We start from the raw sequence: 24,353 nt of genomic DNA, 5'->3' as shown, positions 1-24,353 counted from the left end.
ATGGCTCGATTTTTTATAGACAGACCCATTTTTGCCTGGGTGATCGCGCTGGTGATCATGCTGGCGGGCAGCCTGGCCATCATCAAATTGCCGGTCGCCCAGTATCCGAGCATTGCGCCGCCCGCTGTCGGTATTTCTGCCAGCTATCCGGGCGCATCCGCCAAAACGGTGGAAGACTCGGTGACCCAGATCATCGAACAGAACATGACCGGGCTGGATCACCTGCTCTACATGTCCTCCCAGTCTGACTCCGCGGGGCGGGTGTCGGTGACCCTCACCTTCCAGCCGGGGACCGATCCCGATATTGCCCAGGTGCAGGTGCAGAACAAGCTGCAGCAAGCGATGTCGCTGCTGCCGCAAGAGGTTCAGCAGCAGGGGATCCGGGTACAGAAGACCTCCAGCAGCTTCCTGATGGTCGCGGCTTTCATCTCCAGCGATGGCTCGATGAACAACGACGATCTGGCGGATTATGTGGTCTCCAATATCAAGGAGCCCCTGAGCCGTCTGGACGGGGTAGGGGATATCACCTTGTTCGGCAGCCAGTACTCCATGCGGGTCTGGCTCGATCCCAACAAGCTCAACCGGGTGCAGATGACCCCGGGAGATGTGCAGGCAGCCATCAAGGCGCAGAACGCCCAGGTCGCGTTCGGCAAGCTGGGCGGCACACCGTCGGTGGAAGATCAGCAGTTCACCGCCACCATCATGGGGCAGACCCGTCTCTCTACCGTGGAGCAGTTCAACGACATCCTGCTGCGGGTGAATCAGGATGGCTCCAAGGTACGGCTGAAAGATGTGGCCCGGGTCGAGCTGGCGGGCGAAAGCTATGACGCCGATGCGCTCTACAACGGCCAGTCTACCGCCGCGGTCGCCATCAAGCTGGCGACCGGCGCCAATGCGCTGGATACCGCCGAGAAGGTGCGTGCCAAGCTCAATGAGCTGTCGGATTACTTCCCGGCCAACATGGAGATCGTCTACCCCTACGACACTACGCCGTTTGTGAAGATCTCCATCGAGGAGGTGGTGCAGACCCTGATCGAGGCGATCTTCCTGGTGTTCTGCGTCATGTATCTGTTCCTGCAGAATTTCCGCGCCACCCTGATCCCGACCATTGCGGTGCCTGTGGTGCTGCTCGGTACCTTCGGGGTGATGGCGGCGTTCGGCTTCTCCATCAACACCCTCACCATGTTCGGTATGGTGCTGGCCATCGGCCTGCTGGTGGATGACGCCATCGTGGTGGTGGAGAACGTGGAGCGGCTGATGAGTGAGGAGGACCTCTCCCCGCTGGAAGCGACCCGCAAGTCGATGACCCAGATCACCGGCGCACTGGTGGGGATCGCGTTGGTGCTCTCCGCCGTGTTCGTGCCGATGGCCTTCTTCGGCGGCTCGACCGGCGCCATCTATCGCCAGTTCTCGCTGACCATCGTCTCGGCCATGGTGCTGTCGGTGCTGGTGGCGTTGATCCTGACACCGGCCCTTTGTGCCACCCTGCTCAAGCCGATGAAACATGGCGAGTTTGGTGCCAAGCGCGGCTTCTTTGGCTGGTTCAACCGCGCCTTTGATGCCGGTACCAACCGCTATCAGAGCGGTGTGCGCAAGGTGATCAAGCAGGGCGTGCGCTACAGCCTGATCTACGGTGCCATGCTGGCGGTACTGGCAGTGCTCTTTATGCGGATGCCCACCTCCTTCCTGCCGGAAGAGGATCAGGGGGTCATCATGTCCATGGTGCAACTGCCGGTGGGGGCGACCAAGCAGCGCACCGAGGTGGTGCTGGCAGACATGCGCGACTACTTCCTGAAAAACGAGAAGGATAACGTTGACTCCGTACTTACCGTATCGGGCTTCAGCTTCGCCGGTAGTGGCCAGAACGCGGGTATGGCCTTTATCAAGCTCAAGGACTGGAGCGAGCGCAAGAGCCCGGATCGCAGCGCCAATGCCATCATCGGCCGCGCCATGGGCTATCTCTTCAGCATCAAGGAGGCGCAAGTGTTCGCCTTCAACCTGCCTCCGATCCCGGAGCTGGGGACGGCGACCGGTTTTGACTTCTTCCTGCAGGATCGCGGCGGTATCGGTCACGACAAGCTGATGGCGGCGCGTAACCAGCTGCTCGGCATGGCGGCGCAGGATCCCACTCTGGTGCGGGTACGCCCGAACGGGATGGAAGATACGCCGCAGCTCGATATCAAGATCGACTACGAGAAGGCACTGGCGCAGGGGCTATCCATCGCGGATATCAACAACACCCTGGCCACCGCCTGGGGCTCGTCCTACGTTAATGACTTCGTTGACCGTGGCCGGATCAAAAAGGTCTACATGCAGGCGGATGCCCCCTTCCGGATGAACCCGGAAGATCTGAAACTCTGGTATGTGCGCAACAGTGCCGGTCAGATGGTGCCCTTCTCCGCCTTTGCCAGCACCGAGTGGAGCTTCGGTTCGCCCCGTCTGGAGCGCTACAACGGCGTGCCGGCGATGGAGATCGTCGGTGAAGCAGCGCCCGGCAAGAGTACCGGTGATGCAATGGCCGCCATCGAGCAGATGGTGAAACAGCTACCGGAAGGGGTGGGCATCGAGTGGACCGGGCTCTCCTTCCAGGAGCGTCAGGCCGGTTCACAGGCACCTGCGCTCTACGCGATCTCGCTGCTGGTGGTGTTCCTCTGTCTGGCTGCCCTCTACGAGAGCTGGAGCATTCCCTTCTCGGTGATGCTGGTAGTACCGCTCGGGGTTCTGGGGGCCATTGTGGCTGCCACCCTTCGCGGGCTGGAGAACGACGTCTACTTCCAAGTCGGTCTGCTCACCACCATCGGCTTGTCGGCGAAAAACGCGATTTTGATCGTGGAATTTGCCAAAGAACTCTATGACAAGGGGATGGGACTGGGTGAAGCCGTAGTGGAGGCGGCGCGTCTGCGTCTGCGCCCGATCCTGATGACCTCGCTCGCCTTTATCCTCGGGGTATTGCCGCTGGTTATCAGCTCCGGCGCGGGCGCCAGCAGCCGTAACGCCATCGGTACCGGCGTAATGGGGGGGATGATCAGCGCCACCGTGCTGGCCATCTTCTTCGTCCCGCTCTTCTTCGTGCTGGTGATGCGTTACTTCACTAGCCACAAAAGTAAAGAGGCGCGCATGGTTGCAGCAGTTGAGTCAAAAGGTGACTGAGCAAAGTAACCCCTGAAGTTCTGGGTGGCAGATCACAATAAGACAAATACATCAGGTATGACTGAGTAATAAATAGAGCGACTTGGAAAGTCGCTCTATTTTTTTTCCGTAAAAACGGTAACTTAAGCGTAATTATTAAGTTAATACTGCTTCTTTTCGAGAAATTATGTCGCCGTGAGGTGGTTTTCTATCGACTCCTTTTCAGAGGTGAGGGGCAAGTCAGTTTCTGCTGTGCAGCTCGGCTGGAAACAAGATAGAATCTGCGTCTTATAGGGTTGGATAGGTAGTGTCCGCTCTTTCTTGGTCTTGGGCCATAAAGCTGTGCTACACACCATCAAGACAGCAAAATGCTGGAGGACATGATGACCAACAGCAGACCTAATTTGGTTAAAAGCAGCAAACTGGGGGCTGTAACCCAAGGGCGGTAGCCTTGAGATTATTCAGCGATTTGCACAAATAATGTTCATTTATTGTTTTGCTGCTGTTGGCGCTGGTTAAATTGCAGTCTATTGGGTGTTTCAATAACGCATCAGTGGATAGCCAGCCTCTCTCTGATGTCATATCAACGCCTCGCAAGAGATACATATTTATGAAAATCCTCGTGACCGGTGGTGCCGGCTTTATCGGCTCTGCCGTGGTGCGCCATATTATCCGTGATACCCAAGATTCCGTTATCAATCTCGATAAACTCACCTATGCCGGCAATCTGGAATCCTTGGCCGATGTATCGTCAAGCGAGCGTTATGTGTTTGAGCAGGTGGATATCTGCAATCGCGCCGAGCTGGATCGGGTGTTTGCCTTGCACCAGCCGGATGCCGTGATGCATCTGGCCGCCGAGAGCCATGTTGACCGCTCCATTACAGGGCCGGCTGACTTTATCGAGACCAATATCGTCGGCACCTATATGTTGCTGGAAGCGGCTCGCGCTTACTGGAATGGTCTTCATGATCAGCGCAAGGCGGCCTTCCGCTTCCACCATATCTCCACCGACGAGGTGTATGGTGATCTGCCTCATCCGGATGAAGTGGCTGCCGGTGAACCATTGCCGCTCTTTACCGAGACCACCCCCTACGCCCCCAGCAGCCCCTATTCTGCCTCCAAGGCTTCCAGCGACCATCTGGTGCGCGCTTGGCGCCGCACCTACGGTCTGCCGACCATCGTCACCAACTGCTCCAACAACTACGGCCCGTACCACTTCCCCGAGAAGCTGATCCCGTTGGTCATTCTTAACGCGCTGGATGGCAAGCCGTTACCTGTCTATGGCAAGGGCGACCAGGTCCGTGACTGGCTCTACGTGGAAGATCACGCGCGTGCGCTCTACAAGGTAGCAACCACAGGCGTGGTCGGTGAGACCTACAACATCGGCGGTCATAACGAGAAGCAGAATCTGGAGGTGGTACACACCATCTGCGATCTGCTGGACGAGATGGTGCCGAAGGTGGGCTCTTATCGTGAGCAAATCACCTATGTGGCGGATCGCCCTGGCCACGATCGCCGCTATGCCATCGATGCGACCAAGATGAGCGCAGAGCTGGATTGGCAACCGCAAGAGACCTTTGAATCCGGTATTCGCAAAACTCTGCAGTGGTATCTGGATAACCAGCAGTGGGTCAGCAACGTCAAGAGCGGTGCCTACCAGTCCTGGATTGAGCAACACTATTCCTCGATTGAACAGAATGATGGGGAGCGTGCCTGATGCATATTCTGCTGTTTGGCAAAAACGGCCAGGTAGGCTGGGAGCTGCAACGCGCACTGGCGCCGCTGGGGCGCATCACTGCCGTTGATTTTGACTCCACCGACTATTGCGGCGATTTCAGCAACCCGGCAGGGGTGGCCGACACTGTACGTCTGGTCAAGCCGGATGTGATTGTCAACGCTGCGGCCCACACCGCAGTCGACAAGGCGGAGAGAGAGCGTGAATTTGCCGAGCTGCTCAACGCGACCAGCGTGGCAGCGATAGCCAAAGAAGCGGAAGCATTGGGTGCCTGGTTGGTGCATTACTCCACCGACTATGTATTTGATGGCAGCGGTGAGCGCCCCTGGGGGGAAACCGATGCAACCGCCCCGCTCAACGTCTATGGCGAAACCAAGCTTGCGGGTGAGCAAGGGGCCGCACTTTGTTCCCGTCACCTGATCTTCCGCACCAGCTGGGTTTACGCCGCCCGCGGAGCCAATTTTGCCAAGACCATGCTGCGCTTTGGCAAAGAGCGTAGCGAGATGTCAGTGATCAATGACCAGTTTGGCGCTCCGACCGGCGCCGAGTTGCTGGCCGATTGCACCGCCCATGCTCTCCGCGTGGCGCAGCGCAAACCCGAGGTCGCCGGGCTGTACCATCTGATTGCCTCCGGTACCACCACCTGGTTTGACTACGCCCAGCTGGTGTTTGCCAAAGCCAGAGAGGCTGGCGTTGAACTGGCGGTGACACAACTCAATGCCGTGCCGACCAGCGCCTTCCCTACCCCGGCCAAACGCCCCCATAACTCCCGCCTGGATACCGGCAAATTCCAGCGCACCTTCGATCTGGTGTTGCCGGAGTGGACAGTCGGTGTGGAGCGGATGTTGACCGAGATCCTTGGCAAGTAAATTACTGGCCAGGGATGTAGTGACTGCCTCCATGGCTGGCAGGGATAAAACGGAAAGGTGGCCTAAAGCCATGCTTCCTCTATATAAGAAACAAGCATCATGACCAAACGTAAAGGCATTATTCTGGCCGGCGGTTCAGGCACCCGTCTCTATCCGGTAACCATGGCAGTGAGCAAGCAGCTGTTGCCTATCTATGACAAGCCGATGATCTACTATCCTCTCAGCACCCTGATGCTGGCGGGAATTCGCGATATTTTGATCATCAGCACGCCGCAAGATACCCCCCGTTTTGAGCAACTGCTAGGTGATGGCAGTCAGTGGGGCCTGAGTTTGCAATACAAGGTTCAACCAAGCCCGGACGGGTTGGCACAAGCCTTTATTCTGGGTGCAGAGTTTATCGGTTCAGACCCCTGTGCACTGGTGTTGGGGGACAACATCTTCTACGGCCACGACTTGCAGAAACAGTTGGAGGCGGCAGTGGCCAAAGAGAGCGGTGCTACCGTCTTTGCCTACCATGTGCATGACCCCGAGCGTTATGGGGTGGTTGAATTTGATAAAGAGGGCACCGCGATCTCTCTGGAGGAGAAGCCACTGGAGCCCAAGAGCAACTATGCGGTAACCGGCCTCTATTTCTACGACAACAGCGTGGTCAAGATCGCCAAGAGTCTGACGCCGTCGCCCCGTGGCGAGCTGGAGATAACCGATGTAAACCGTATCTACCTGGAACAAGGTAATCTGTCGGTGGCCATGATGGGCCGTGGTTATGCTTGGCTTGATACCGGTACCCACGAGAGCATGATTGAAGCGAGCAACTTTATTCAGACCATCGAGACTCGTCAGGGGTTGAAAGTCGCTTGTCCTGAAGAGATCGCCTATCGCAAGAAATTCATTGATGCAGAGCAAGTAAAAACGTTGGCGACACCACTTGCGAAAAATGCTTATGGACAATACCTGTTAAAGATGGTTTCGAAAGTATGAGTTGGAGTTAAGGGTGTGCACCCGTTCCTGCAAAATAAACTAAATAAAATATGGATATGAAGATGAATGTAATCGAGACCACGATACCTGATGTACTTATTTTTGAGCCAAAAATATTTGGTGATGAGCGTGGCTTTTTCTTTGAGAGTTTCAACCATAAACTGTTCGAAGAAGCAGTAGGATACCCTGTTACTTTTGTTCAAGATAATCATTCTAAATCCTCGAAAAACGTGTTGCGTGGACTGCATTATCAATCATCACCACACGCCCAGGGAAAGCTGGTGCGATGTGTTGTGGGAGAAGTATTTGATGTAGCAGTGGATATTCGTGAAAATTCGCCGACCTTTGGAAAATGGGTCGGTGTTCATCTATCAGCTGAGAATAAGCGGCAATTGTGGATTCCGAAAGGGTTCGCCCATGGTTTTATAACTAGAACAGAAACAGCAGAAGTTTTATATAAAGCAACCAATTATTATAGACCTGATTTTGAACATACAATATGTTGGAATGACCAGCAACTAGGAATAGAGTGGGAGAGTGATATGCTCCCTATATTATCTCTTAAAGATAAAAATGCAAAGCCATTTATGGCAGCTAAACATTTCTGAAAATCATATCAACACATTAAATACATTATGGTGTATCTATGACTGTCTTAATTCCTGCTATTATGTGTGGTGGAAGCGGTTCAAGATTATGGCCTGTTTCACGTGAACAACATCCCAAGCCATTCATTAAACTATCGGATAATCAAAGTTTTTTACAAAAAGCATTTTTACGTGGAGCAAAATTATCAGATGTCAGTGAAGTATTAACTATTACTAATCGAGACCTTTATTTCAAAACACTAGATTCATTTAAAGAAGTTAATAGTAATGAAATTCAGACTTCATTTATTCTTGAACCTTATGGCCGTAACACTGCAGCAGCAGTAGCATCTGCAGCAATTTATGCTCGCGATACATATGGCGATGATGCGGTCTTGTTGGTCTTGGCTGCTGATCACTTGATCACAGAGCAAGTTGCATTCGATGATGCTGTTTCCTGCGCTATTGAATTAGCAAAAGCAGGACGGTTAGTCACATTTGGTATTAAACCCACAATACCTGAAACAGGTTATGGTTACATTGAAGCTCTTGGTACAGAGGTTTTGCGCTTTGTTGAAAAGCCAACATTGGATAAGGCAATTGAGTACGTTGAAAGCGGTCGCTTCTTCTGGAATTCAGGTATGTTTTGCTTTAAAGCAAGTACAATGATTGCAGAGATGGACTTGCATTGTCCGGAAGTATTGATAGCAACAAAAGCTTGCCTTGACAAGTCCGATTCGGTTCAAAGTAAAAAGGTCAAGCATATTGATCTGGACCCTGACACATTTATCCATGTTCCAGACATCTCGATAGATTATGCCGTGATGGAAAAATCAGGAAATGTTTCAGTAGTTCCATGTGACATAGGCTGGAGTGATATTGGGTCTTGGGCTGCAATAAGTGAACTACATCAAGCTGATGACGATGGAAACACCGTTCAGGGGCATGCAATTTTACATGCTACCTCAAATTGTTATATTTCGAGCGAGGATCGGGTTATTGGTGCTGTAGGTGTAGAAAACCTAGTAATTGTTGATACTGCTGATGCTCTATTGGTCGCTCACAAAGAAAGTAGTCAGGATGTAAAATTAATTTATAATCACCTTAAGACGATAAATAATGATGCATATAAAATACATCGTACAGTCTATTGTCCATGGGGACGTTATACGTTACTTGAGGTGGGAGAGCGTTTTAAAATAAAAAGACTTGAAGTTAAACCTGGGGCTAGCTTAACGATGCAAATGCATCATCATAGAAATGAACACTGGGTGGTATTATCTGGTGTTGCAGAGGTTTTCTATGAAGATCAAATTGCCTTGCTAACTGCTAACCAATCTACATATATTCCTGCTGGGCATCGTCACCAATTAAAAAATCCAGGTCTCATCGATTTAGTTATGCTAGAGGTGCAAACGGGTGAATATTTAGGTGAAGATGACATCATTGATTATTGAAAAGGAATTTAATTTAGGGGGCATCATGAATCTTACCTGTTTTAAAGCTTACGATATTCGCGGCAAACTGGGTGATGAGCTGAACACTGAGATTGCATACCGTATTGGCCGTGCAACTGCACAGTATCTAAATGCAACGACAATTGCTGTTGGAGGCGATGTTAGGCTCACGAGCGAAAGCCTAAAGCAAGCACTTGCAAGAGGGATTCTTGATGCCGGTTGTGATGTCATCGACTTAGGGACTACGGGGACTGAAGAAACCTATTTTGCAGCATTTACGTTAGACATTGATGGTGCTATAGAAGTGACGGCCAGTCATAATCCTATGGATTACAATGGCATGAAACTGGTTGGTCGTGATGCTTGTCCAATTAGTGGTGATAGTGGTTTGAATGATATTCGAGCATTGGCTGAAAAGGGTGACTTCCTTGCATCCTCCCGGCAAGGAACATTGATTAAAAAATCGATACTAGATGCTTATGTCGATCATTTGCTGACGTATATAAAGCCGCATCAATTACGTCCACTCAAGCTAGTTGTGAATGCCGGTAACGGGGCGGCAGGGCATGTGCTTGATGTTATCGAGCGACGTTTCAATACCCTCAATGTTCCTGTTGAGTTTATAAAAATTCATCATGAGGAAGATGGTAACTTTCCCAATGGTATTCCTAACCCATTGCTTCCTGAAAATAGAAGTGCTACATCGGAAGCGGTAAAGTTCTATCATGCTGATATGGGTATTGCTTGGGATGGTGATTTTGATCGCTGCTTTCTGTTTGATGAAAATGGTGATTTCATCGAAGGATACTATATTGTTGGATTATTAGCAGAGGCATTTTTAGTAGATAATCCTCATGAGAAAATCATTCATGATCCGCGCTTGACATGGAATACTATTGATATCGTTGAAAAGTCTGGTGGTACACCAGTACAAAGCAAAACTGGTCACGCATTTATTAAAGAACGGATGCGCAGTGAGAATGCAATATATGGTGGTGAAATGAGTGCCCATCACTATTTCCGTGACTTTGGCTACTGTGATAGCGGTATGATTCCTTGGTTACTAGTAATTAACTTGCTATCACTAAAAAAATCCACATTGTCTAGTTTAGTTGCTGAACGTGTTAAAGCCTATCCATGCAGTGGTGAGATAAATTATAGAGTTGATAATGCTCTTGAGATAATAAAGAAGCTGGAAGAGGTCTATGCGCCACTTGCTGTCAAGGTAGAATATGTAGATGGTCTTAGTATTGAAATGAATGATTGGCGATTTAATGTTCGCATTTCAAACACAGAACCATTACTAAGGCTTAATGTTGAAAGCAAAAACGATATAAGCAAGTTAACGTCTGGTTTGAATTCATTACATAAAATGATCAACAACTTATAAGGAGAGTACTAAAAATGTCCAAGAAAGTAGCGTTAATTACTGGGGTGACTGGTCAGGATGGTTCATATCTGGCTGAGTTTCTATTAGAGAAGGGGTATGAAGTCCATGGTATTAAGCGCCGTGCATCTCAGTTTAATACACAACGTGTAGACCACATTTATAAAGACCCTCATGAAGAGAACGTTGATTTTAAACTACATTATGGTGACTTAACGGATTCATCAAATCTAACGAGAATTATAGCCGAAGTTCAACCAGATGAAGTTTATAATCTTGGTGCTCAATCTCATGTCGCTGTTAGTTTTGATTCACCAGAATATACTGCGGATGTTGATGCGATAGGTACTTTACGCTTATTGGAAGCTATTCGTTTCTTGGGACTGACAAAAAAAACTCGTTTTTATCAGGCATCGACATCCGAACTATACGGCCTCGTGCAAGAAATTCCGCAGCGAGAGACAACACCTTTTTATCCGCGCAGCCCTTATGCTGTTGCAAAAATGTATGCGTACTGGATTACGGTGAATTATCGTGAGGCATATGGTATGTATGCTTGTAATGGTATTTTGTTTAATCATGAGTCACCCCGTCGTGGAGAAACATTTGTCACTAGAAAAATTACTCGAGGTTTGTCAAATATTGCTCAAGGCCTCGAAAAGTGCCTGTATATGGGAAACATGGACTCATTGCGTGATTGGGGACATGCAAGAGACTATGTCAAGATGCAATGGATGATGTTGCAACAAGAGCAGCCAGAGGACTTTGTCATTGCAACTGGAGTGCAATATAGTGTCCGTGAATTTATAAAAATGGCCGCTGCTGAGTTAGGTATTGAATTGAACTTTGTTGGAAGCGGCGTCGAGGAAAAAGCTGTCGTTTCGGCGATTTATGGAGATAAGGCGCCGGCATTGAAGGTCGGTGATATTATCGTATGTGTTGATCCACGTTATTTCAGACCGGCCGAGGTAGAGACTCTTCTTGGTGACCCATCTAATGCAAAAAATAAGCTGGGTTGGGAGCCGGAAACGACACTCGCAGAAATGGTAAGTGAGATGGTTGCATATGATTTGCAGCAAGCTCGCCAGCATGCCTTGCTGAAATCTCATGGCTTTGATGTTAATGTCAGTGTGGAGTGACTATGATTCCAGTATATCAACCAAGATTATCTGGTAATGAAAAAAAATATGTTAATGAATGCCTTGATTCAACATGGATCTCTTCAAAAGGTGAGTTTATTAACAGATTTGAATCTGCATTTTCAAAGTATATTGGTGCAGAAAATTGTACAACAGTGAGTAATGGTACTGTAGCACTTCATTTGGCGTTGGCTGCTTTAGGTATTGGTCCTGGTGATGAGGTTATTGTTCCTTCATTCACATATATTGCCTCAGTGAATACAATCATTCAGACCGGTGCAAAAGCAGTCTATGTTGACTCGCTACCAGATACATGGAACATCGATGTCAATGATGTAATAGCAAAAATCACAACAAAGACCAAGGCTGTCATGGCTGTGCATCTTTATGGTTTACCATGTGATATGGATGCGTTAGTCGATGTTTGTAAGAAACATAACTTGTTTTTGATAGAAGACTGTGCGGAGGCGTTCGGTACTCTTTATAAGAATAAGCATGTTGGTACATTTGGTGATGTGGCAACATTCAGTTTCTTTGGAAATAAGACAATAACTACCGGCGAAGGTGGCATGGTTGTTTCAAAGGATAAAAATGTCCATGACTTGGCATGCCACTTGAAGAGCCAAGGTGTTTCGAAGGTTAAAGAGTATTGGCATGATGCGTTGGCATTTAATTATCGCATGACAAATATATGTGCTGCGATTGGCCTGGCACAATTAGAGCAAGCAGACGAGATAATTGCAAAAAAAAGAGAGATTGCCAGTTGGTATCAGCGTCGATTAAACCATTTGCCGATAACATTCCACAAAGAGATTGAGAATACCAGACATTCATTTTGGATGTGCTCGATCCTAGTCGAGAATGCACAAGATAGAGACTTGCTCAGAACAGTTCTAAAGAGTCATGATGTTGAGACAAGGCCATTGTTTCCTTTAGCTAATACGATGCCACATGTATTTACGGAACATAAATTTCCTGTTGCTGAAGATATCAGCTCAAGAGGAATGAATTTACCAAGCTACCCTGAATTATTGGAAAAAGATGTTGATTATATCTGCAACGTAATTTCTGATTTTTATTTAAATAAGTAATGTTAAATAAATAACCCTTCATCTTTCGTTGGTGAAGGGTTATTTTAAGTTGGTGGGAGTTTTATGAGTCTTTCTTATGTTAGGGGTATTTGGGATGCTAGATATTTTTGGCAGCATCTCGCTTTATCGGATCTACGCTCTCGTTGGCGGCGGTCTTTTTTCGGTGTATTATGGTCATTTATTCAACCTTTAGGTATGACATTATTAATATCTATAGTTTTTAGTAAAATGTTTAATACGGACATAGTGACGTATGCACCCTATATTTTGTCAGGAATTATAGTCTGGGATTTTGTAGTAGCCAATACCATTGGTGGTTCACTTGCGTTTGTGCAAGCAGATGCCTACATTAAACAATGCAAGCATCCATTAGCAATATATACATTACGAACTGTCTTGAGCAGCATTATAGTACTTGCACTTGCCAGTTTGGCTCTATTTGCTTGGTCAATAGTTGTATTGCCACAAAATATAAATATAACCTGGCTAGCCACCTTAACTGTTTTCCCAATATTGGCACTTATAGCATGGCCATTATCAACATTGCTAGCCTATATCGGGGTTAGATTTAGAGATGTACCACATGCGATGGGATTAGTCATGCAAGCGATATGGTTTATCTCTCCGGTATATTTCGAAGAACGTATGTTCCGTTCTGGCGGATTGGATTGGTTAGTCGATTACAATCCTGTGTATCATGTATTGCAAATTATAAGAGCACCACTACTAAAAGGTGAATGGCCGAGTCTAGAGAACTATACATTTAGTCTAATAACTGCTGCTTTCCTATTTTTGCTTGCGTGGCTGATTGGCCGAAATGCAGAGAAAAAAGTGATCTTCTACCTATGAAAAAGAATAAAATTAAACTTGAGAGTGTTAACCTTCATTATGCATCAGTAGCTTACAAAGAGCGGTCACTAAAGTCTCTTTTCTCTACTGCTTTTAAAAAAGGAAAAGCAGAACGTTCTGTTTCTGATATTCATGCATTAAAAAATATTACGCTAGAAATAAATAATGGAGAGAGGGTTGGGCTCTTAGGGCATAATGGTGCAGGAAAAAGTACATTTCTTAAAACGGTGGCAGGTCTCTATCCTATATCTAGTGGTAAATTAATTGTTGAAGGGCAAGTTCGTTCTCTTTTTGATTTAAGTCTAGGTTTTGAACCTGATGCAACAGGCCGAGAGAATATTCTCTATCGTGGTCTTCTGCTTGGCCTCTCTCCGACTTTTATGAAAGAGAAAGAAAATGAGATCGTAGAGTTTGCTGGTTTGGGTGAGTTTATTGATTATCCAATTAAAACTTACTCTGCAGGCATGCAGGTAAGACTAGCATTTGCCATATCAACAACTGTAGGAGGTGATATATTACTCCTTGATGAGGTTATAGGTGCGGGTGATGCAAACTTTATGGCCAAAGCTAAAAGCAGAATATCTCAACTTATTGAAAATGCAGAAATTTTGATTCTAGCATCTCATGATTTTGGTGCGTTGAAAGAAATTTGTCATAGAGGAGTAGTATTTCATCATGGAGAGATTGTGTTCGATGGTGATATGCCCAATGCAATTGAATACTATAGATCTATAAATGGACTGTTTTTATGACTTTTGATAGTCAAGGTTATGGGTGTCATGTAATGGAAAGTGAAGTTAAGCCAGCATACTTGATTAAACCGTTAAGGGTTGCAGTTATTGTACCTATCCCATACAGAGGAGGGAGTTTAAGAGCTGCAAAGTTACTTGTAGAGGCGTTTTATCTTGGAAGCAAAGCTGATAAAGATAATGTTGAGATTATTTTTCTTCATCCTGATCTTGAATATCTTGAAGCGGAAGGTGAGCTTGATGACTTACCAAGGTCAACAGTAAAGCGCTCATTTAAATGGATGACTATATCTCCCGCTGAAGCTAGAAGAGCTATGTGTTATAGTGGAAATGCTACATGGGAGCCTGATAATTGTGATTATTTTGTGCCAAACGATGGGATTCAGAATTTATGTGATTGCGATGTTTGGGTAATCGTGTCTGACCGATTGGAACATCCCATACTTCCTATTAGACCAGTTGTTGCAGTTATCTACGATTATTTACAGCGTTATCGAAAAATCATCAATGAAGATATTAATATGTCATTCTTATCCGTTGCGAGACGAGCTGATAAGGTTATTGTTACCACAAAATTCACTTATGATGATGCTCTTCAGTATGCTGGATTAGATAAGTCAAAGTTGAGCCTACTTCCTATGTTGGCACCAGATTTCTCGTCTTCTGTTGAACTTATTGACATTCATGATAAGTATTTTGTATGGACAACTAATAAAGCCATTCATAAAAATCATCTAAATGCAGTTAGAGCTTTGAAGCATTATTATGAGGTTCTTGGTGGTAATTTAAAATGTATAGTTACAGGTGTGGACTCTCATGCGGTGTTCGAATCGGATCCTTCCAATTTTAACGCAGATATTTTGAGAGTACTGTCATCATCATTATTATTGTCACAAAATTTAGTTTTAAAGGGTGAGCTTTCGACATCTGCATACAAGAAGCTTTTAGCGAATGCTGAGTTTTTATGGCATCCAGCTTCTATTGATAATGGGACATTTTCTGTTATAGAGGCTGCATATTTGAAAACGCCGGGGCTTTCTAGCAATTATCCTGCAATGAGAGAAATTAATGAGCAGTTCAATCTTTCCTTGAAATGGATGGACTCATCGGATCCATATGATATGGCAGATAAGTTGCTTTTTATGCAAGAAAATGCGGCCAAAATTACGTTGCCGTCTGGTGATGAATTAATGCGGAATAATGTGGCTAACTATTCGGAGTGCTATTGGCTTGCAATTAAGGAACTATTAAAGTGATGAAGAAAAACTATGGTATTTTTTTGTCGTATGCACCAAATGTGGATTTGAGAAGTGAAGGTCTAGGGCGCTATTTGGCTTCGTTTATGAAGGGAGCTATCTCTCGAAATGAAGTGCAGTTTACAATAGTGTGTCCTAGTTGGTCAAAAAGTGGTTTATATGCATTATTTGAAAGTGAAAATGTTCCATTAGATAAGTTTGTTATTCAGTCGCCAGATTCGAAGCCATTAATATTGTCTATTTACGAGAAGTATATTTCATATAAAAAGAATCGAAGAAATAAATATAGAGTTCTGTCAAACGCAAAGGAATATCTACGTCATCTTACTGATCGGTATTTAAACCGGGTTGAATCTTATCTGATATCCGCCGTTTCTCTTCGGGATATTATTCCAATACTTTTTGAAGTTGCGATTATTGGCATTCTTTTAATAGGTTTGGCTCCTGTATTCATAGCTCTTCTTATGTTTTTTGCGTTGCTTATTAAAATATCAAGTGTAGTTAAGGGAACATTACTTAAATTCTTCATAAAGTATTTGATACGAATGTCCAGTATAATATCATCACCCAAAAACGATGGGCTAGTGATAAGTCTATACAATAAACTTGAAGCCGCTGAGTCTAAAAGGATGCTAAATCTGGTTGACTCATTGAGCGATATATCTGCTTGGTATTGCCCTACTGCCTTTTGGCCTGAATTTAATAAAATACATGCACCTCGTTTGCTATGTGTGCCTGATGTTGTCTTGACGGAGTTTCCAGTCGGATTTTGCAATGTTGGAGGAGAGCGTTTTCTTCAAACGTTCAGAAAAATTGAGTCAACTATTCGTGATGGAGATCATTTTGTTACCTATAGTAATAAAGTTAAATGGGATACTTTAGTTGAACGTTATAAAGTAAACCCTGCTCACATATCAGTGATTCATCATGCTCCAAACACGCTAGACAGGACTATCTCACCTGATGGTAAAAGTCTTCAATGTGAAGAAGTTAATTTGCAGGCTCGTTCAGACTTTATGAATGCGCTTAAAAAATCTAATAAAACTAGGTATATATCTGGTTTTAGTAATGATGAGGTGAAATTTATATTTTATGCGAGTCAGACTAGACCTAATAAAAATATGCTAAGCCTTTTTAAGGCATATAATTATTTATTAAGAGAGCGTTTTTTATCATGTAAGTTGATTGTGACAGGGAGTCAGAGTGAGATATCAGAAATAGCTACATTTATCAAAGAACAGGAATTAGAGTTGGATGTTCTGTTTTTGCATGGCTTGTCTGTTCCAGAATTAGCTGCTTGTTATCATCTTGCTGAACTAGCTGTCAATCCAAGTCTAAGTGAAGGTGGGTGTCCATTTACATTTACTGAGGCGTTATCTGTTAATACTCCAGTTGTTATGGCACGTATTCCTGTAACTGAAGAAATTCTTACTGACCCTGAGTTACAGGAAATGACATTTTTTGATCCATATGATTGGAGAGATATGGCTAAGAGAATAGAATGGGCACTCCACCATAAGGACATCTTACTACGAAAACAGTTGCAGATATACGATCAGTTATCAATGCGTACATGGTCTGATGTTGTAAATGAGCATATCGATATACTTGAGCGTATTAGTTGCTTGGAGAAATAATGTGGTAGATTCAAAGAAGTTGGCCATTTTAGGATGTGGTGGACATGCAAGAAGTGTGGCTGATGTAGCATTATCGTTAGGATTTTCAACGTTATGCTTTATTGATGATAATGCAAAACCTGGCGAGAGTATTTTGGGTTATCCAGTTTTTCCTTCGTGGGATGTAATCTCTCCCGATGAGTGGATTTTTTTTTCTGCAGTAGGTGATAATCATAAAAGAAAGTTACAGTTAGAGATATTGGGGAAAATGGGGTGGCAAGTTGCCACCTTGATTTCTGCCACAGCCACGATTGGTATTAACTCTATCATAGGTAAAGGAACATTCGTCGGTCATCATGGGCACATTGGTCCCTCAGTTAAAATTGGTGAGGGATGCATTATCAATTCAGGTGCAATAATTGAACATGACGTCTGTGTTGATGAATTTACGCATGTATCGGTCAACAGTACAGTGGCAGGTTCAGTTAATATTGGGACGTTATGTTTTATAGGTGCTGGCGCGACTATAATCAACAATATTACTGTTCGCGACGAGATTACTGTTGGTGCAGGTGCGTGTGTTGTAAACACTATAGATCAGCCCGGAATTTATGTGGGTGTGCCAGCAAAGAAATATAAATAACATCTTGGGGCGAGATATGCATCTTACGGATGATGATTTTTTAAAAACAATAAAAAACACCCCCTTAATCTCGATTGATCTGGTGATTTCTGATAGTTCAGGGCGATATCTTCTCGGTCTCAGAAGAAATAGACCTGCAGCCGATCATTGGTTTGTTTTGGGGGGCAGGATAAAAAAGGGAGAAGCTATATTAGATGCCTTTAAAAGAGTTGCTGAGAATGAGCTTGGTGTGACGTTACAGAATTCGAAAGCTAAATTTATTGGAGTCTACGAGCATTTTTATAAAGATTCTTTTTATGACGTTATGACTCCAACTCACTATGTTGTTTTAGCGTATTCAATAGAACTAGACCATGATATAAATTCATTCTCTGTTGCTCAGCATTCAAAGTATAAATGGTTTGATATAGTAGACCTTCTTGCATCACCAGATGTTCATCAATACACAAAGAACTATTTTTTAGATAAGGGCTTGGAAGATAATGAAAATTCTTCATTTTTTTAAAACATATTATCCAGATGCTTACGGTGGTGTGCAACAAGTCATATATCAGCTTGCGGAAGGTGCAGTAAAAAGAGGGCATGAGGTCGATGTATTATGTTTAAGTGCTGAGAATGCTGGTCGAAATTTTAACATCGCTAATCATAGTGTGCATGCTGCAAAAGAAGATTTTTATATAGCTTCGACTGGTTTTTCATGGTCTGCGATTGTCGAATTCAGGCGACTGGCTGAGAAAGCTGATATTATTCATTATCATTTTCCGTGGCCCTATATGGATCTCGTTCATTTTTGGGTTAATCCTAAAAAGCCGACGGTGGTCAGTTACCATTCTGACATTGTCAAACAAAAATACCTGCTACAACTTTATAAGCCATTGATGATGTCTTTTCTAAATAAAGTTGATGCTGTGGTCGCTTCTTCACCCAATTATGTCAAGACCAGCCCTGTTCTCTCTAGCCTAAAAAAGGATGTTGAGGTGATACCATTCGGTCTGGAAAAGGTATCTCCAAGTTATGCAGAACTATCGTTATCGAATAAATGGAATGATAAAATAAAAGGGCGTTTTTTTCTTTTTATCGGATTTTTACGATATTATAAGGGGTTGTCATTTGTCCTTGATGCTATGCGTGGACTTGATTATCCTTTGATAATAATTGGTGAAGGCCCATGTGAAAAGGAGTTGAAGTCTCAGGCGGATAAGTTAGGATTAAAAAATACGTTGTTTGTTGGTCCAGTAAGTGACGCTGAAAAAAATATTTTACTGGAGTTATGTTACGCTGTGGTATTTCCATCTCATCTGCGTTCTGAAGCGTTTGGTATGACTTTGTTAGAGGCATCAATGTATGGTAAGCCAATGATTACTTGCGAAATTGGTACAGGCACTACATATATAAATCTGCATGGTGAAACCGGCTTGGCAGTTGAGCCAGCAAATAGTGAGGCTCTCTCATCTGCAATGAAAAAGTTATGGGATGATCAAGATGAAGCTGAGCGTATGGGGAAAAATGCAAAGGCTAGATTTGAACATAACTTTACTGCCGACGTCATGATTGATAAATATATGACGTTATATGAAAAGGTTATCTCAAATTATTATTCATCTTGAAATGCCTATCTCAAACTGTATGTCCATACCTAGAATTCTTGTCATAGGTGCCAACGGATTTGTAGGCAAGGCGGTCTGTGAACACTTGCTGGCGCTGGGGGCGAATGTTAAAGGAGCGGTGCGAAGTCACCCGCTGGCTTCTTACCATGTTCAGGCTCCCTCTCTGACTGCCTATGCAAACTGGACAGCCCAATTGCAACAGGTGGATGTGGTTGTTCACTGTGCAGCCAGGGTGCATGTGATGTCGGAAACCGCGACAGATCCTTTGGCGGCTTTTCGAGCGGTGAATACAGAGGGCACCCTCGCTCTTGCTCGACAAGCGGCTGAGGCAGGGGTGAAGCGCTTCATCTTTATCAGTTCGATAAAAGTGAATGGCGAGCAGACCGAGCCTGGCAAGCCATTTGATGAGAATGTGCAAAGTCCGCCAGAAGATCCCTATGGACGCTCGAAGTATGAGGCGGAACAGGGGCTGATGGCACTCGCGAAAGAGTGTGGTATGGCTGTAACCATCATTCGTCCTCCTCTTATCTATGGAGAAGGAGTGAAGGCTAACTTTGCCAGCATGATGACCTGGGTGCGCAAAGGGATCCCGCTCCCTTTTGCCCGTTTGACCAATGCGCGTAGCCTGTTGGCGTTACCTAATCTGTGTGACTTTATTGCCCATGCGATGGCGCACCCGGCTGCAGTGAATCAGGTCTTTTTAGTCGCAGATCCTGTCGCAGTGTCGACGTCTCAGTTGTTGGCGGCGATTGCAGAAGCAGAAGGCGTTAGCTGTCGGCTCTTTTATCTCCCACCAGGAGTAATAAGAGGGCTTGGACGCTGTTTGGGGATTGATGCCAAGCTACAACGGATTTATGGCTCTCTGGAAATGAATACCCGCAAGGCTCAGAGCCGATTACAATGGTCGGCACCCTATTCGCTCTCTCAGACCTTATCTCTGATGGCGTCAATCCATAGTGAGTCGTCTTGATGCTGGCATTTGTTTTGTTGTCGATATTTTGTCTTTTTCTTTCAATTACCATGACCGGCCTGCTCAGGCGCTACGCCCAGACCCGCTTGCTTGACCAACCCAATCATCGCAGTTCGCATCAGGTGCCTACCCCGAGAGGCGGTGGCATGGCTATCGTGGCGACCTTTCTGCTGGCAGCCCCGTTGTTTGTTACCCTGATCCCACTGCCCGCCGGCATATCCCAGAGCAGCTTTGCATTGATATGGGCTGCGGCGCTGGGCATTGCATTGGTTGGTTTTATCGATGACCACATCTCTCTCAAGCCTCGAACCCGCCTGATTGTGCAGAGCATGGCGGCCGCTTTGGTGGTTTCTGCGGTTAATGGTTTGCCAGCGCTGACCTTCTTTGGTTGGCAGCTCGATCTGGCCTGGTTTGGTTACCTGCTGGTCTGGCTGGGGGTGATCTGGTTTATCAATCTCTACAACTTTATGGATGGCATCGATGGCTTGGCGGCAGGTGAAGCCGTTGTCGTCTGTCTGTTCATGACGTTATTTCACTATCTGGTTGGGGGGGAGTGGTCGTCTGCCAGTTTGATCCTGCTACTGGGGATTTCGGCGGCTGGCTTCTTGTGCTGGAATTTTCCGCCCGCCAGGATCTTTATGGGGGATGGTGGCAGCGGATTTCTTGGCTTGATGCTGGCTTCCCTGATGCTGCTGGATGCCGCTTCTGCGCCTCAATTCCTGTGGGCATGGCTCGTCATGCTCGGAGTCTTTGTGGTTGATGCGACCTGGACGTTACTGAATCGCTATCGTCTGAAATGTCGTCTGAGCGAGGCGCATCGTACTCATGGCTATCAATATCTGGCGAGACGTTGGCAAAGTCATCGAAACGTGACCTTGGCTGTGCTTCTTATAAATAGCCTCTGGCTTGCGCCGATCGCTGTCATGATTGTATTGGGCCAGCTCGATGGTGTGATCGGTCTGGTCATTGCCTACTTGCCGTTAGCCTTTCTTGCGTATCACCTGAATGCAGGAGTACCAGAATGAGAAATGAGCTTTTACCCGGAGGGGGCTGGCTACTGAGTTGCCTGGGCTCCCTATCACGAGCCAGCAAGCGTGTCATCTCTGTCGCCGTTGATATGCTCTTGATCACCATGACCTATTGGGGAGCGTACTGGATCCGGCTTGAACATAACTGGCCCATCGATAGCCCTCATCACTGGGCACTCCTTGGCGCAATTATCGTTGTCAGCATCAGTTTGTTTGTACGGCTGGGGCTCTATCGCGCAGTACTCCGATATGTCAGCTTTCGGGTCTTATGGACAATCTCGCTAGGCGCATTTCTTTCAACCTGTTTCTTTGTTCTCTCTGCATTTTACTTTGATATCTTTCTGCCCAGAACGGTATCTGTTATCTATCTCTCCTTTTTGGTGCTGCTGGTTGGTGGTGTGCGGCTGTTTTTCCGGGCGCTGCTCAATACCACCCGTCTGGCTCGTACCCAGGTGTTGATCTATGGCGCGGGTTCTTCGGGTCGACAGCTTCAAATGGCCTTGTTGCAAGGTAATGAGTTTTATCCCGTCGCCTTTATTGATGACGATCCCGCCAAACAGGGATGCGTGATCCAGGGTTGTACCGTTTATCACAGTGCTCAGCTGCCAACTCTGATTGACCACCATGGGGTGCAGAAGATCTTGCTGGCTATGCCGAGCAGCACCAGGGCTCGTCGTCAGGAGGTGATTAATGCACTTGAGCCCCTCTCTTGCGAAGTGCTCTCTATCCCGGGAATGGCCGATCTGGTCAATGGCTCTGCCCGCATAGATCAGCTCAATGAGGTCTCCATCGACGATCTGTTGGGCAGAGATCCGGTAGAGCCGGTGACAAAATTAATGGAAGCCAATATCACAGGCAAAGCGGTCATGGTAACCGGTGCCGGTGGCTCCATTGGTTCTGAGTTATGTCGCCAGATCTTGCGGTGCCGACCGTCCACCTTGGTTCTGTTCGAGCTATCTGAATATGCTCTCTATGCCTTAAATAAGAATCTGCGTGAACAGTGTCAGCGCGAGCAGATCGAAACAGAGCTGGTGCCGTTATTGGGTTCAGTACAGCGCCAGCATCGTCTAAAAACGGTGATGCAGAGCTTCAGGATCCAGACCGTCTACCATACCGCGGCTTACAAACATGTCCCGCTGGTCGAGTTCAATATCATTGAAGGAGTACGTAACAACGTATTCGGCACTCTTTATGCGGCACAGGCGGCCATTGAGGCAGGGGTGGAAACATTCGTGCTGATCTCTACCGATAAAGCCGTGCGGCCAACCAATACCATGGGGGCCAGCAAGCGTCTGGCCGAATTGATCTTGCAAGCCTTGACCCGCGAGAAGCACAGCACCCGTTTTTGTATGGTGCGCTTTGGCAATGTTCTTGGATCTTCCGGCTCAGTGGTGCCGTTATTCAGACAGCAGATAGATAAGGGGGGGCCTATCACCCTGACTCACCCCGATATCATCCGTTACTTCATGACGATACCTGAGGCTGCCCAGTTGGTGATCCAGGCCGGCGCCATGGGGGAGGGGGGCGACGTCTTTGTGCTCGATATGGGGCAACCGGTACGGATCATGGAGCTGGCCAAGCGCATGATACGCCTCAGCGGCCTGACACTGCGTGATGAGCAGCGTCCCGATGGTGATATCGCCATAGAGGTGACGGGGTTGCGGCCGGGCGAAAAGCTCTACGAAGAGTTACTGATTGGTGATGATGCCAGAGGAACCGAACACCCCAGGATCATGGTGGCACAAGAGAGCTGGCTGCCCTGGTCCCGACTGCGCCCCTTGCTGGCCTCGCTGGATGATGCTTGTCACCGTTTTGATCAACAGCAAGTGCGCGAGATCCTGATGCATGCTCCTGCTGCATTCGAACCGACGGATGGTATCTGTGATCTGGTGTGGCTAGCGAAGCAGCATACAATAACGGAGAACATCGTGAAGCTACCAGTACACAATGTTAATTTTTTGCTGGCTAGAAATTGAGTTACCTGTTTCTATAATGAGGCAACTTGGATGCGATTAGGCCTGGTTGTGGCATTTTATCGAGAATATGCCGCAATTATTACTAATGTTAGTATTCTATTATTTGAAAAAATGGTGACCATTGGGTTGGTTTTTTTTTGCGAGGGGGTAATTAGTCATCTACTCGGTGTGTCATTATATGGGAAATGGCTATATTCGCTCAATGCCGTCATTTTATTGTCATCAGTTACATTGATTGCCGGCTCGGAAGTTGTTGTTCCGGCATTAGTTCGGCATCCTCATTTGCGTTGGAAGATACTATCTTCAGTATTTGTTTTTCGTCTACTTTTCGCTTTGGTTGCTTTGCTTGTCACATTAGTCTACGCAAATTTTATTGTCGCAGATCAAGATGTAAGATTAATGCTGATGCTATTGGCACTGGCGCTCATTTTTAATGAACCATTTTCAGTAATAGCCAACTACTATCAAGCTACCACAAATATAGGTATTGTTGTAGCGATTCGTCTTGCAATTTTATTATTAAGGGTGCTTTTGGTAAGCCTCGCTCTTTTACTTTCATCTTATTTCATCATCTATTCAAGCAGGGCAATAGAAGCAATGTTTTTAGCTATGTCACTGTGTTGTGTTATTTATTTTAGAGGTGGCATCTGGGACTGGCATAAAAAAGTGGCAGTGGTAATGTTAAGTCGAGGTGGGGCGCTCTGGGTCCCATTAATGCTTATGCTGATTTATATGAGAATTGATCGCTTTTTCATCGAGCATTACTTAGGGTATGAACAACTAGCCATGTATGGTGTAGCTAGTCAAATGCTAGAGCAGGGCGTACTTGTACTTGGTATAGTTGTGCAGTCTATAGCCCCAATGATGTTATATGGGCGCAGAGTAAAAAAAATACATACGGTCTGTTTAGGGCTGTTATTAGTTGCATGTATCTTGCAATTAATGGGTTGGTTATGGCTACATGAAATTGTCTATTTTATCTTTGGAAAAGATTATGAGTTAGCAGCAGAATTAGCCATTATGATGTTGCCTGCGCTTTCTTTTTTCGCTGTGGATAGCGTTTTAATGCAACGGTTATACCGTGACAAAAAATATTTTTTGATAATGTGCAAGTGGTTCTTTCTCTTAATTATAAGCATGTTCAACTATTGGTTGTTGCTAAAAGTATTTCGTTCCGGTGACATTTACATCGTTTACATAACTAATGCTTTTTTGATGATGGCTGCGACGATGTCGATATACTTCATTCATCAATATAAAGGTTGCGTGTGTAAGGTCGTGCAATGA

The 24,353-nt window shown here is 46.0% G+C and carries 20 protein-coding genes; all 20 read left to right on the top strand.

Annotated features, from left to right (window positions below; translation table 11 throughout):
• The 20 genes from G5195_RS01330 to G5195_RS01235 all read left to right on the top strand — a co-directional run bounded on the left by G5195_RS01330 (window position 1) and on the right by G5195_RS01235 (window position 24,353).
• Window positions 1-3,150, top strand: coding sequence for an efflux RND transporter permease subunit (locus G5195_RS01330; RefSeq protein ID WP_181222115.1), 3,150 nt, complete (start codon window positions 1-3; stop codon window positions 3,148-3,150).
• Between the two features lie 589 nt (window positions 3,151-3,739).
• The gene (gene rfbB, locus G5195_RS01325) at window positions 3,740-4,846 is read left to right on the top strand and encodes a dTDP-glucose 4,6-dehydratase (RefSeq protein WP_421235750.1); all 1,107 of its coding nucleotides are present in this window, start codon (window positions 3,740-3,742) and stop codon (window positions 4,844-4,846) included.
• Window positions 4,846-5,733 carry a dTDP-4-dehydrorhamnose reductase gene (gene rfbD, locus G5195_RS01320; protein WP_421235749.1) on the top strand — a complete coding sequence of 296 codons (888 nt, stop codon included), beginning with the start codon at window positions 4,846-4,848 and terminating at the stop codon, window positions 5,731-5,733. Before rfbB ends, rfbD begins: the two co-directional genes overlap by 1 nt.
• Before the next feature lie 99 nt (window positions 5,734-5,832).
• A complete protein-coding gene (gene rfbA / locus G5195_RS01315; RefSeq protein ID WP_216954298.1) occupies window positions 5,833-6,711 on the top strand; it encodes a glucose-1-phosphate thymidylyltransferase RfbA in 879 nt (292 codons plus the stop codon).
• 62 nt (window positions 6,712-6,773) lie between these two features.
• The gene (gene rfbC, locus G5195_RS01310; RefSeq protein ID WP_216954296.1) at window positions 6,774-7,319 is read left to right on the top strand and encodes a dTDP-4-dehydrorhamnose 3,5-epimerase; all 546 of its coding nucleotides are present in this window, start codon (window positions 6,774-6,776) and stop codon (window positions 7,317-7,319) included.
• A 38-nt stretch (window positions 7,320-7,357) separates the two neighbouring features.
• Window positions 7,358-8,755 (top strand): mannose-1-phosphate guanylyltransferase/mannose-6-phosphate isomerase, encoded by a 1,398-nt coding sequence (locus tag G5195_RS01305; RefSeq protein WP_108540002.1) that lies wholly within the window; start codon window positions 7,358-7,360, stop codon window positions 8,753-8,755.
• Window positions 8,736-10,145: a phosphomannomutase CpsG gene (locus G5195_RS01300; protein ID WP_421222164.1), complete on the top strand. Its 1,410-nt coding sequence runs from the start codon at window positions 8,736-8,738 to the stop codon at window positions 10,143-10,145. The genes G5195_RS01305 and G5195_RS01300 overlap by 20 nt, the downstream gene beginning before the upstream one ends.
• A 14-nt stretch (window positions 10,146-10,159) precedes the next feature.
• Entirely contained in the window at window positions 10,160-11,281 is a 1,122-nt protein-coding gene (gene gmd, locus G5195_RS01295) for a GDP-mannose 4,6-dehydratase (protein ID WP_108540000.1), read from the top strand.
• Between the two features lie 2 nt (window positions 11,282-11,283).
• A complete protein-coding gene (locus G5195_RS01290; protein WP_421208008.1) occupies window positions 11,284-12,372 on the top strand; it encodes a DegT/DnrJ/EryC1/StrS family aminotransferase in 1,089 nt (362 codons plus the stop codon).
• A gap of 63 nt (window positions 12,373-12,435) precedes the next feature.
• On the top strand, window positions 12,436-13,221 hold the full coding sequence (locus G5195_RS01285; protein ID WP_213386863.1) for an ABC transporter permease: 786 nt from the start codon (window positions 12,436-12,438) through the stop codon (window positions 13,219-13,221).
• Window positions 13,218-13,973, top strand: a complete 756-nt coding sequence (locus tag G5195_RS01280; protein ID WP_421222166.1) for an ABC transporter ATP-binding protein — start codon at window positions 13,218-13,220, stop codon at window positions 13,971-13,973. The genes G5195_RS01285 and G5195_RS01280 overlap by 4 nt, the downstream gene beginning before the upstream one ends.
• Window positions 13,970-15,226 carry a glycosyltransferase gene (locus G5195_RS01275; protein WP_421222168.1) on the top strand — a complete coding sequence of 419 codons (1,257 nt, stop codon included), beginning with the start codon at window positions 13,970-13,972 and terminating at the stop codon, window positions 15,224-15,226. The genes G5195_RS01280 and G5195_RS01275 overlap by 4 nt, the downstream gene beginning before the upstream one ends.
• On the top strand, window positions 15,226-16,863 hold the full coding sequence (locus G5195_RS01270) for a glycosyltransferase (protein ID WP_421222190.1): 1,638 nt from the start codon (window positions 15,226-15,228) through the stop codon (window positions 16,861-16,863). The genes G5195_RS01275 and G5195_RS01270 overlap by 1 nt, the downstream gene beginning before the upstream one ends.
• Window positions 16,835-17,485, top strand: coding sequence for an acetyltransferase (locus G5195_RS01265; protein WP_254204284.1), 651 nt, complete (start codon window positions 16,835-16,837; stop codon window positions 17,483-17,485). Before G5195_RS01270 ends, G5195_RS01265 begins: the two co-directional genes overlap by 29 nt.
• Before the next feature lie 16 nt (window positions 17,486-17,501).
• Window positions 17,502-17,990 carry a GDP-mannose mannosyl hydrolase gene (locus G5195_RS01260; RefSeq protein ID WP_421222170.1) on the top strand — a complete coding sequence of 163 codons (489 nt, stop codon included), beginning with the start codon at window positions 17,502-17,504 and terminating at the stop codon, window positions 17,988-17,990.
• Entirely contained in the window at window positions 17,968-19,092 is a 1,125-nt protein-coding gene (locus tag G5195_RS01255) for a glycosyltransferase family 4 protein (RefSeq protein WP_421208013.1), read from the top strand. The genes G5195_RS01260 and G5195_RS01255 overlap by 23 nt, the downstream gene beginning before the upstream one ends.
• Before the next feature lie 19 nt (window positions 19,093-19,111).
• Entirely contained in the window at window positions 19,112-20,062 is a 951-nt protein-coding gene (locus G5195_RS01250; RefSeq protein ID WP_421235779.1) for an NAD-dependent epimerase/dehydratase family protein, read from the top strand.
• Complete coding sequence (locus G5195_RS01245) at window positions 20,062-21,087, top strand: MraY family glycosyltransferase (RefSeq protein WP_421222171.1); 1,026 nt, start codon at window positions 20,062-20,064, stop codon at window positions 21,085-21,087. The genes G5195_RS01250 and G5195_RS01245 overlap by 1 nt, the downstream gene beginning before the upstream one ends.
• Window positions 21,084-23,066, top strand: coding sequence for a polysaccharide biosynthesis protein (locus G5195_RS01240; protein ID WP_421222172.1), 1,983 nt, complete (start codon window positions 21,084-21,086; stop codon window positions 23,064-23,066). Before G5195_RS01245 ends, G5195_RS01240 begins: the two co-directional genes overlap by 4 nt.
• Before the next feature lie 30 nt (window positions 23,067-23,096).
• Window positions 23,097-24,353, top strand: coding sequence for a lipopolysaccharide biosynthesis protein (locus tag G5195_RS01235; RefSeq protein ID WP_323912956.1), 1,257 nt, complete (start codon window positions 23,097-23,099; stop codon window positions 24,351-24,353).

This window comes from Aeromonas sp. 601039 (genome assembly GCF_049174415.1).
GTDB lineage: Bacteria > Pseudomonadota > Gammaproteobacteria > Enterobacterales > Aeromonadaceae > Aeromonas > Aeromonas veronii_A.
The sequence above is the reverse complement of the archived record's forward strand: the minus strand, read 5'-3'. Positions and strand labels throughout refer to the sequence as shown.